General features: G+C 54.5%; 7 protein-coding genes and 1 pseudogene. 5 read left to right on the top strand and 3 right to left on the bottom strand.

Annotation, left to right across the window (positions count from 1 at the left end):
* The coding region (locus VE954_RS37855; RefSeq protein ID WP_324962952.1) for an adenylate/guanylate cyclase domain-containing protein at positions 1–678 on the top strand (678 nt) is incomplete at its 5' end.
* A 158-nt stretch (positions 679–836) separates the two neighbouring features.
* Here VE954_RS37855 and VE954_RS37850 read toward each other — a convergent pair.
* Positions 837–1,073, bottom strand: a pseudogene (locus tag VE954_RS37850) (transposase domain-containing protein); the annotation flags it as partial.
* Positions 1,074–1,582: 509 nt separating this feature from the next.
* Between VE954_RS37850 and VE954_RS37845 the strand changes: the two are divergent.
* The 3 genes from VE954_RS37845 to VE954_RS37835 all read left to right on the top strand — a co-directional run bounded on the left by VE954_RS37845 (position 1,583) and on the right by VE954_RS37835 (position 7,745).
* Positions 1,583–2,626 carry a transposase gene (locus VE954_RS37845; RefSeq protein WP_324962949.1) on the top strand — a complete coding sequence of 348 codons (1,044 nt, stop codon included), beginning with the start codon at positions 1,583–1,585 and terminating at the stop codon, positions 2,624–2,626.
* 455 nt (positions 2,627–3,081) lie between these two features.
* The gene (locus VE954_RS37840; RefSeq protein WP_324962947.1) at positions 3,082–4,602 is read left to right on the top strand and encodes a TolC family protein; all 1,521 of its coding nucleotides are present in this window, start codon (positions 3,082–3,084) and stop codon (positions 4,600–4,602) included.
* Positions 4,599–7,745: an efflux RND transporter permease subunit gene (locus tag VE954_RS37835; RefSeq protein ID WP_324962945.1), complete on the top strand. Its 3,147-nt coding sequence runs from the start codon at positions 4,599–4,601 to the stop codon at positions 7,743–7,745. The genes VE954_RS37840 and VE954_RS37835 overlap by 4 nt, the downstream gene beginning before the upstream one ends.
* Before the next feature lie 8 nt (positions 7,746–7,753).
* Here the strand turns inward: VE954_RS37835 and VE954_RS37830 are convergent, their stop codons facing one another.
* Complete coding sequence (locus VE954_RS37830) at positions 7,754–8,218, bottom strand: hypothetical protein (RefSeq protein WP_324962943.1); 465 nt, start codon at positions 8,216–8,218, stop codon at positions 7,754–7,756.
* Positions 8,219–8,259: 41 nt separating this feature from the next.
* Complete coding sequence (locus VE954_RS37825; protein WP_324962941.1) at positions 8,260–8,661, bottom strand: GFA family protein; 402 nt, start codon at positions 8,659–8,661, stop codon at positions 8,260–8,262.
* Positions 8,662–8,857: 196 nt separating this feature from the next.
* Here VE954_RS37825 and VE954_RS37820 point away from each other — a divergent pair.
* On the top strand, positions 8,858–10,915 hold a 2,058-nt coding region (locus VE954_RS37820; RefSeq protein WP_324962939.1), incomplete at its 3' end, for a TonB-dependent receptor plug domain-containing protein.

Here is a 10,915-nt window from a genome sequence, read left to right as displayed (position 1 = left end):
CCTATAGAAAAAACCATGCCGACACACTCAAGCGAAGCTTGTGTCATTAGCTTTGATGTTGTCAACAGTTCAAAAATTCAGCATGTAAAAACAAAAGAATTTTTCCACAAAGTATTTAGCCGATGCTATGACGCTATGATGTCTGGCTACGAGAGCGATAGCCTTAAAGCACGGGCCTACCGGATCAAAGAAATGGGAGATGGTTTTCTGTGTAGCGTGGGATATCCTTTCGGCTCTTTGAATAGCAATATTTGCATAGCAGCTGTACAGATTGCGATTGAGTTTCATCACATCTTCTGCGAGGAAGTCGAAGCTTTTGCCTATCACGACCCTATATACTGCAGCATTGGAATTGCAATTGGGGGTATAGGGGGATTTTATCCGGAAAATGGTACCAAGGAATACGATCTGTATGGCACTTCGATCATACTAGCCACTCGTTACGAAGGAATGCGCAAGTCCATTTTAAACGAGGACCTGAAATCCAACATCATCATCCTTCAGGAGCGGGTCGCTATTAGTTTGAGGCCTGACCAGCGTGCAAAGTTTACCCCGTTTAATCTAGTTGAAAAGCAGCTTGTTGTCCGCGATGACGCAAGTGCTCGCATGCTTTACTACTACTTGATTCCCGGGGGAAGTGCCGGTCTGAGGATTCACCAGCTAAAAGAAGCTGTTTAGTGGCAGGGTCTCTTCGAGGTTTCATTCTCCAATCTAGGAGAATCCCATCGTTCATGTAGTGTCCGCCAGCAAGCTGGCCACAAATAGCTGCCGTCGTATCCGCGCCATTCTCGCAACCATCTGGTTATGCCCAGGGGTCGCTGCTTGACCAGACATGGTCAGTGTCTGGTCGAAAAGTTCCAAGGCAGAAGAGCCTCGATGTCATTTGCGGAAATGGCCCTGGGAAGCTCAGTGAAGACATGGGTGAGGTATTCATAAGGCTCAATGCCGTTTGCACGAGCGGTGATGACAAGGCTATGAAGAGCGGCGCTGGCATTGGCCCCCTTCACGGCATCAGAAAACAGCCACGCTTTTCTCCCCAATGCGAAGGGACGTATGGCGTTCTCGACTGGATTGGTATCTTGGCCGGTGAGAGATTTAGGCGGAACCTTGTGAATCGCAGTGTCCAGCCAGACTCTAAGATCTTGCATAACCTCTTTTGATTGGGTTTGGCGGGCACGAAGCTTGGTGAATCATCAACGCATTCATTCTCGATTCGGTAAAGAACTCTTATGGCGTTGAGCGCGTGATTGGCAAAAGTGAATCACATAGCAGAGGTCACAAAAAATTTTGCTTCTTGCAAAGTCCTGGCTCAGCCGGGCGCATTTTTTTCGCCGAAAAGACATTATCGAGCAGAGTTGGTCATGGAGTACGCATCGAAACGGGATTTGATCCATTCAAACATTTTCCTTATGAAGCGCATGGAATCGTGATCGCCTGCACCCTGTACCTTTTTCATAGTTAGTTAACCCAGTTGACACGCTCTGTTTGCAACCTCCAATGGGGAGTTAGCGCCTTGAGCACCAGTACAGGGGTGAGGAGGCATCAGGGCTGGCCACCAAGTTTTCAATCTTGAAGGAAAACTATGATGGACTCGAATTACATGCTGTTTGTAGGTATTGATTGGGCTACCGAAGAGCATGAAGTCTGCGTTATCTCTGATTCCTGCGAAAAGCAGGATTCCGTTCGCATTGCCAATGGAGCGAATGGACTTTTGGACATAAGCTATCGCCTCTCCAAGGCCGTTCACGGTCATCTCGATACAATAGCGATTCAGCTCAGCAGCGAAGAGATGATAGTTCTACGGGAAATGAGTCGCCTGGACGAAGACCTTGCCCAGAGTAGGAACCGACTTACCAATCAAATTCGCGAGCAGGTCATGCGCTTTCATTCCGACCTTCTTAAACTCAGTCCTTCTGCTGATGAACCATGGTTTTGGGATCTTCTGGAAGCCACGGGGGATAGTGGGAAAGTTAAATCTTTTTCCCTGGCCAAGGTCAGAAATATGCTCGCCAAGTACCATGTAAGGCGGCATGAAGCCGAGGATGTGATGCAGGCAGCGAAGGCTAAGCGGGTGACCGTGGCTCCCGGAACGACGGCAGCAGCGATGCTTCATATCAAGGCTGCAATCGCTCAGATGCGGGTCGTGGATGAGCAGAGAAAGCAGATCCGCAAGGAGATAACTGCTTTGCTGGGAAAGCTTGCTGCGACTGAAACTGGGGAAGATAAAATGCCTGACGTCACCATTATTCTTTCGGTGCCTGGCATCGGAAGCTCAGTTGCAGCAATGCTGCTCACCGAGGCTTCCCAGGCTCTGGCTGAACTTGATTATCGGGCTTTGCGAGCATATTCCGGCATTGCACCCGTAACCAAGCGGAGCGGAAAGCGCCTGTCGGTCATGATGCGGCAAGCATGTAACGAAAGACTTCGGAATGCCATTTATCACTGGTGCAGGGTCAGTATTCAGCGCGACGATATAAGCAGGAACAAGTACGCGCCCCTGCGAGCGAAAGGGCATTCCCACGGCAGATCCCTGCGCACGGTTGGCGATTCGCTTCTTAGGTTGCTTTTCAGCATGCTCAGACATAGGACGATTCACGATCCGACCAGGCGTCTGGTTGTGGCATAGTCCGCCGTCCCTCGCAAAGGCGCTTCGGCCCTGCCTTCGATGAGCAGGCTCAGACTTGTCGTTGTTCCTGAGCATCCATCAGCCCCCCCCCCTTGGCGGTTACCGCCGCCTGCAAAAAAAACTTTACTATTGGTGGGGAGTCCCCCCCATTGTGTCATGCAAGAATCCTCGTATACACCGTCTCCCATTCCCCATCACAACGAAGAGTCATCGTGACTGCTAGCCCTGGAGCGTTGCGAGCGTCTCGTGGCGATGGAGCGGACAAAACTTTTGCAGGATTGATGCTTCGCACGCAGGCCGACGGGAGAAACCTTAGGCAAATGCCTTCTATTTTGTTGAGGCTGCCTGGAGGCTCCTGTACAAAACCTTTTCAGGACACCTCACTCTGGAGTTTGTCATGCTAAAAAACTTATTTCTCAATCGGGCGCGCACACTCTGCCTCTAGGAAGCTTCATATGAACTACTGGCGATTGAATCTCGTCCTTCTTCTTGCGGCCTGGCCGTTCCCAGCAGGGGCCCAGGAGAGCCGGTCATCTACGGATCCGAAAAAATTTCTGGAATCTCTCCCTGACGGCAAGCTGACCCTCGACGTTATCCTCGCTCGGGCTCGCGACACATCACAGACGTTCGCCGCAATCCAAAGTCTGAAATCCAGTGCCGAGGCTTCAGAAATACGGGCCGAGGCCGGTCTGCAGCCGGTGCTGAGTGCCGAGTTCTTTAGCACCGATAACCGGTTGGAACCGTCGAATCCCTTTCAACCCGAACGTTTGCAGTCAACCAGTGTGCGCGCTGGCGTCACCCAATCGTTTCTGACCGGAACGACCCTTGATTTTGGCTTTCGCACAGGGCCATCCTCATTGACCTTACCGCCCATGCCAGGATCACCCAGGCTCATAGAATTCGACGAATCCCGTTTTGACATTTCGCTCAGCCAAAACCTTCTTCGCGATCAATTCGGGGAAGTCACCAAGGCCAACTATCAATTGAATGTCCTTGAGGCCAATGTCCTGCGCGAACAACGCCGGGCCGAGATTGAGACTTTCACACTGGCCATCGTCGATGATTTCTATCGCGCCTGGCTTGCCCAGATTCGGGTCCAGGATGCCACGGAAACTTTGAAACGGCGCCAGCGCATTCAGAAGATCACCCGCCTGCGACTCGCCCGCGGCACAGCGGAACGACCCGAAATCCTCGAAACGGAATCCAGTGTGGTGGCCGCCGACGTTGATGTTCGGAACGCCGCGGATCAACTCCGCGAATCCTGGTTGCGTCTCGCAACGGTCATCGATCTGCCGGATGAGATCACGCAGAGAGTGGATCCGACCAAAATTCCGCTTGGCCTGGACAAGGTCGATGAAAGGGCGGAATCCATCTGTCAGTCGGTTGGCGAACGCAAAGGTTCGGCGTCCCTGGCTCAGGCCCTGGCCGAACTCAAACGCGCGGATGCCGTCGTCTCCCAGGCCCGACTCAACGATCGAGCCGACCTGAAGCTCGAAGCCAAATATTTTGGCAACGGCATCGATTCCTCGATCACAGACAGCGCGGTTGAAGCTCTCCGCTCGCGGCACCCGGCGTGGGAGGTCGCACTTCGTTTTCAACTGCCGATGGGCAGACTCGAATCCAAAGCCCTCTTGAAAGAAACTCAAAGTCAAAGACTGCGTGCCATCGCTCAAGCCGAAGAGCTGAAGGACCAGGAACAAGTCTCCTGGAGCATGCGCTGCCGGGAAATCGGCCGCCGGGTTCGGGACCTGCGTATTCTACGGGATAACGCCAAACGGCAAACCGAGCGGGCACGGCTCGAGCAGGATCGCTTCGACATCGGCCGGATCACGCTGACCGAAGTCACACGAGCCGAGGATGAAGCGCTGCAGGCTCGCATCCGTCTTCGTGAAGAGGAAATTGCTCTCCGCCGCACGGTCTGGTCGCTCCGCGAGTTGGCGGGACAAATTCCGGAAACAATGGAGGTCCTGCCATGAAGGCTGTGATTGCTTTCTTTGCTCGGCAACACGCTCTGAGTAATGTCATCACGCTCTTTGTCGTCGTGATCGGCATCGCCTCGCTGCTTCTCATTCGTCGTGATGCTTTTCCACCGGTGAACTTCGACATTATCACCGTGCGCACGATCTGGCCCGGTTCCGGCGCGGATGAAGTGGAGAAGCTGGTTACGAATCCGATCGAGCAGGAATTGAAGGCGGTCGACGGCGTGCGCAAAATCACCTCGGATTCGACCGAAAACCTGTCTGAGATCCGCATCGAACTCGACCCCGATGAAACGACTGAAGATAAAGGTAAGCGCGAAGTCCAGGAAGCGGTCGATCGCTGGTCCGACCGGCCGGCTGATGTTGAGACGCCGATCGTCACGGCATTGAACAGCAAGCAATTTCCGGTCATCGAAATCAGTCTGAGTTCCCAAAAGGTGGATGATTTTCGTCTGCGTGAGGTCGCGCGCCTTCTGCGCAAGAAAATCGAGATGATCGACGACGTGGCCCGCGTCGTCCCGCTCGGCTATCAGGATGTGGAGCTTCAGGTCGAAGCGGACCCTGGACTTCTTCAACGTTTTCGCGTTTCGCTGCAGGAACTGATTGATGCCCTCAAAGGGCAGAATGTGTCGATACCGGCCGGTGAGCTGAGTCAATCGGCGGGCACCGAAAAAATCGTGCGGACCCTGGGTGAGTTTCGGACTGAAAAAGAAGCCGAAAGTACCGTCGTGCGCGCCAATGAACTTGGTGAAGCCATACGGGTTGGCGATATCGCCAAGGCAAAATTCGGACTCGAAGAACCCGATCAGCTCCGGCGTTCCAAGGGCAAACCAGGCGTCGCCCTCCTCATCCTGAAAACCGAGCGCGCCGACGCGATCGAACTCGCCGAAAAAGTTCGTAAGGCGGCAGAAAAGGAAATCAAAGCCTTCGCGGCCGACGAAGTTTCCATCGATTTCGTCAACGATATCTCGCGCGATATCAAGCTCCGGATTTCCATCCTCAATGACAACCTTCTGGTCGGTGGTCTCCTGGTTATCCTGGTTCTGGCCATTGCCTTGCCGATCCGCCTGGCGCTGGTCGTGTCGCTCGCCATTCCGTTTTCCTATCTGGCGACCATCACACTGTTCTACATGATGGGTGCGAGCATCAACCTCGTCTCGCTCATTGGATTTATTCTCGTCACCGGTCTTCTCGTCGATAATACGGTGGTCATCGCCGATAACTGTTACCGCAAGATGCAGGAAGGCATGGAACCGGAAGAAGCGGTGGTCGAGGGCACCTATGAAGTCTGGGCTTCCGTGGCTGCGGCAGCCCTCGTGACTATGGCCGCGTTCGCGCCGATGGCGGCCATGAGTGGCATCTTTGGCAAGTTCGTGCGTGAAGTTCCGTTGGCCATCATTCTCGCGCTTATCGTTACGCTGCTCCAGGGTTTCTTCATCCTGCCCAGTCAGCTGGCGACCTGGGTTCGGCCGCCTTCGCCCAAGGACGAGGCCAAGGGTCAGCGCGGTTGGCGCAAGACCTGGCAAAACGTGACGCATAAGGCCTGGGAGTTCTACGGCAGGATCCTGCGCCTTGCCGTAAAACTGCGCTACCTGGTCCTTCTTGCAGCCACCCTGCTCTTCGGCGGTGCGCTCTTTATGGCTGCCAAGACCATGCGCGTCATCCTTTTCCCTCCCGATGGCATCGAGATCTTTTTCATCCAGGCCGAGGCCCCGACCGAGACTTCACTCGAGGGGACATTGACCTCTATGAAACCCATCGAGGCAGCTGTGGCTCGCCTGTCAGACAAGGAACTTGAATCGTTCACCACCACCGTCGGCGTCATTCAAAATGATACTGAAGACCCACTGTCGCGCCGCGGCAGTCAGCTCGGGCAGGTCGCCGTTTACCTGACGCCTTCACAGGATCGCGAACGGAGTGCGGATCAGATCATCGCTTCGTTACGGGAGGAACTGGGCACTCCCAAAGGCCTCAACCGCGTGACCTTCGCGCGCGCTCAAGGCGGGCCACCCGTGGGAAAACCCGTCAGCATCGGCGTTCAAGGCGATACATATGAAGAGATACTCCCAGCAGCGAAAGAGATCGAGTCCTTGGCCAAAGGCACCCCGGGTGTCGAGGATGTCACGAATTCCTATCTGCCTGGCAAGGAGGAAGTGCGCATTCGCGTGATCGGCAACGAAGCGCGGGCCGTTGGATTGAACGTCGCCGACGTGGGCAACACCGTGCGCGCCGCCCTCGATGGCATCGTCGCAACCTCGATTCGATCGCTCGATGAAGAGATCGACGTTCGCGTGTCGCTGCTCGAAAAAAATCGCAATCCGATGGGCCTTCTGAATAATCTGAAAATCCCCAATCGGAATGGTGATCTTGTCCCGCTGACTCGCATTGCCAGGTTTGAAAGCGGCCGATCCCTCGCCACCTATGAGCATGAGGATAATCGACGCGAAGTCCGCGTGTTCGGCGAGGTCGATATCAACCAAACCAGCGCCAACGAAGCGAATGAACGCATTCGGCAGCAGCTTCCGGCGATTGAACAGAAGTATCCGCAGCTCCGCTTTGTCTTCGGCGGCGAAGACCAGGACACACGGGAAAGTTTCGCCTCGCTCGGGCGGGCCTTCGTCGTTGCCATCTTCATCATTTTTCTGATTCTCGTGACACTTTTCAAACAGGTCTGGCAACCTATCCTGCTCATCCTCACCATCCCGCTTGGCGCGATTGCGGTGATCTTCACGCTCTTTGTTCACCGTATGCCCATCAGCTTCATGGGCATGCTGGGCATCATCGCCCTATCGGGCGTGATCGTGAACAACGCCATCGTTCTGATCGACTTCGTGAATCAGAATCGGGCCAAGGGCATGGAAAAACTCGAGAGCATTTACGATGCCGCCGGCGTGCGCCTCCGACCGGTGATGCTGACCACGATCTCTGCCGTGGTCGGTGTTCTGCCCACCGCCTACGGAATTGGTGGCCTCGATCTCTTCGTCGTGCCGATTGCGCTGGCATTGGGCTGGGGCCTTATGATTGGTTCTTTCATGGCCGTATTTGTGTTGCCCTGCGCCATCGCCACACTTGATGATCTCCAGGGTTTGGCTGGAAAGGTAACGGGGCGATTCAAGAAACCCACGCCAGCGGGTCGGTAGAATTTCTTCTACTGGGCCTTGGACTCCCTCCACCTTATGTAGACATGCCAGTAAAGAAACTGATAGCCGCCCCAGCCAAGAACCAGGAGCGGCATCACCTTCAGAGGCCATGAGTAGGGGTCATCCTGCCAAAGAAATGCGGCAGTCAGCAAAACTGTTCCATGCAGGGTAAACAGTATGGAATGACACCAATGCTCTCCACCTCTGCATTCGGCTGCATGAATCCATTCGTCCTTGGTCACAAGAAGCGAGGAAAGGACCGCAAGGGCTATAAAAGCCAACATGGGCGTTCCCTGGGGCAGAAAGAAAACGGTCACGCCCAAGGGGGCAGCAAATAGCAGCGAATCGGCGATATGCCCCCATCGTTCGAAAGTTCCCAACCCTCTGCGGCGGTGAAAAACGAGCTCATCAATGGCAATGAAAATTCCTTGCGCGCAGGCCAATCCCACGAAGAGCTGCTCCAGGCTTGTCATGGTTTCATTCTCCGGTCGCGGATCAAGGTGCAACAAAACCCTCAACTGGGAAGCCCAGCGAACTGAGGCAGGCTTTCCAGACTTTCATCCCATTCGGCCCGACTCTCGCAGAATATGTGAGCTTGAGGCTTGATCGTCAGCTTGCTATCAAGACTACCCGCCGGGATAAGGACAAAACCATGCGGCCGAGGATTCGGTAAAGCCGAGCTGCATTGCGAACAAAAGGATTTGGCAAAGCGTGTCTCGGGCACTTGAATACGGGATATTTTGCCCTCGCCCGAGAGCCAGTTCAAAGCCGAAACCTTGGCAAATATGTTAGACGCGTGCGCCGAACCTGTAACTTTCCGGCAGCGGCTGCAGTGACAAAGAAAAAAACCTTGGATCTCACCTGTGATTTCGTACTTTACGCTTTGACACAAACAGGAACCCAAAAGAGTTTCCATAGGCTCATCCACCTTTTGCAGAATAGCAAATATAACCCACGCGAAAGAGGCTGTGTTACCGGCTTCATCAGGGATAATCAAGGCCTGACGCGCCTCTATGTGCAGGATGCTTTTTACACAATCTTCATCTATACATCTTATCCGTATATACCATAGCCAGCGTTCGTATGATCGATCTTAAATCAAGGGGGTAACGATGAAGACATCCATCGCCAGCGCAATTAGTTTTGTGCTCCTGGCAGCTTTGGTGCCAGCGTATGCGCAGGAACAAACAACGGAAACAAAGCCGACCGAAGCGAACACCAAGGCCACGGACAAGGCAAAAGAAGACAGGAAGACCGAAGTCATCGCGGTCACCGGGACCCGAATTAAGCGTGTCGATATGAATGTCGCTGCCCCTCTGACCATTCTGGGAAGGGAAGAAATCCAGGCGACAGGCAAGCAGACTGTGACGGACATCGTAAAGAGTCTGCCTGCGTCGATCGGCAATTCCGTGACCACCACAACCACCAACGGCGGGACCAACGGCAGCGGCAACATCGCGTTGCGCGGTCTCGACCCGTCTTCGACTCTGGTCCTTTTGAACGGCCGTCGACTGCCTCTGGATGCCTTCGGATCGAGCCCTGATTTGAACTCCATCCCAGTCGCGGCTGTCGACCGTATTGAGATTCTTCAGGAGGGCGCCTCCGCCATTTACGGTTCAGACGCCATCGCCGGTGTCATCAACATTATCACCCGTAAAAACTGGGACGGCATGGACTTCGGCCTCTATTACGGCCAGTCGTCTCGCGGTGATCTGGAGACGACGTCGATTGACTTGACCTACGGCGCGACCAATGACAAGGGAGGCGCGCTCCTGGGCGTGAACGTCTACAGCCAGGGTTCCGTGAGGTCGAGGGATCGTGACGTTTCGAAGGTGGCGCTCGGACCAAGTTCGGCGACACCTGATGCGAGTATCCGAGGCGTCCCCAACCTGCCTGCCGTGATTGCCTTGCCTAACGCAGGTGCGGGTGGAACACCCCAGACAGCGAATGACTACCGGACTTTCAACGCCGATACGGATCTTTACAATTTCGCGTCCATCACCGATGCGATCATGGCTCAGGATCGCCGCAGTATTTTCCTGAGTGGTGACTACGAATTGACGAAAGACCTCAAGGGCTTCGTCGATACGCACTACACCAATACGTTCAGCGAATATAATTCGGCGCCGACACCGCTTTTCACCAACCGTGAAACCGGTGCGCTCTCGGTTGCGGCGAATAACCCCTACAACCCCTTCGGTGTTGAACTGACCGATGTAAGAAAGCGCTTCCTTCAGCTCGGCCCTCGCGTGTCGGAAGCTGATTCGGATACGTTCCGCGGCGTCGTTGGTGTTGAAGGCAAGATCCTGGATCAATGGACCTGGGACCTTGCCTACAACCATGGCCAATCCAAAACCAGGGCGACGACCAGGAACCTTGTGAACAAAACCAACCTGTCGCTCGGTATTGGCGACCCTGCAAACTGCGCGGCTCTCGCTAATCTGGGTTGCGTTCCGGTCAATATCACCGGGGGGAATGACAGCCTGACGCCAGAGATGATGGACTGGATTCGTATCCAAGCCACGGACTACACCGAAACGAAAACCGACGCCTACACCGTAAACTTTGCCGGTGATCTGGCTGAAACCGGACTTGGCAAAATCGGTCTGGCTGTTGGTGCGGAAGTGCGTACAGAGAAATACGAAAGCGACACCGACCCTAACTCGCAACAGTACAACACGATCGGCAGCACGAACGAGAAATCAACGTCCGGCGACCGTGATGTAAAAGAAGCTTATGTGGAACTGACCGTTCCCTTCACGGAATTGGTCGAAGTTAACCTGGCCGCGCGTCATTCCAATTACAGCGACTTCGGTTCGACAACCAACCCGAAGGCCGGCCTCAAAATCAGTCCTTTCGCGGGCCTCACGCTTCGCGGCAGTTATTCGACGGGTTTCAGGGCCCCCTCTCTGGTCGAGCTCTTTCAAGGTCAGCAGGAGAATTTCGCTTCACTGCATGACCCCTGTCAGGATCCAGGAGCTTGCGCCGTGCAAGCGGACGATACCATCATCCAGTTCCTGGCTTTGGAAGGTGGGAACCCCGACCTGGATCCCGAAAAATCGAAGTCGTTCACCTATGGCTTGACGTATTCGCTGGCCAATTTCAACGCCAAGGTCGATTATTTCTCGATCAAGACGGAAAACGCCATCAATACGAGCGCGCAGTTTGTC

Origin of the sequence: Oligoflexus sp. (assembly GCF_035638955.1) — a bacterium.
GTDB lineage: Bacteria > Bdellovibrionota_B > Oligoflexia > Oligoflexales > Oligoflexaceae > Oligoflexus.
The sequence above is the reverse complement of the archived record's forward strand: the minus strand, read 5'-3'. Positions and strand labels throughout refer to the sequence as shown.

Coding starts and splice junctions, on each gene's coding strand:
- VE954_RS37845 (WP_324962949.1), top strand. CDS start 1,583: ATGATGGACTCGAATTACATGCTGTTTGTAGGTATTGATTGGGCTACC.
- VE954_RS37840 (WP_324962947.1), top strand. CDS start 3,082: ATGAACTACTGGCGATTGAATCTCGTCCTTCTTCTTGCGGCCTGGCCG.
- VE954_RS37835 (WP_324962945.1), top strand. CDS start 4,599: ATGAAGGCTGTGATTGCTTTCTTTGCTCGGCAACACGCTCTGAGTAAT.
- VE954_RS37830 (WP_324962943.1), bottom strand. CDS start 8,218: ATGACAAGCCTGGAGCAGCTCTTCGTGGGATTGGCCTGCGCGCAAGGA.
- VE954_RS37825 (WP_324962941.1), bottom strand. CDS start 8,661: ATGGAAACTCTTTTGGGTTCCTGTTTGTGTCAAAGCGTAAAGTACGAA.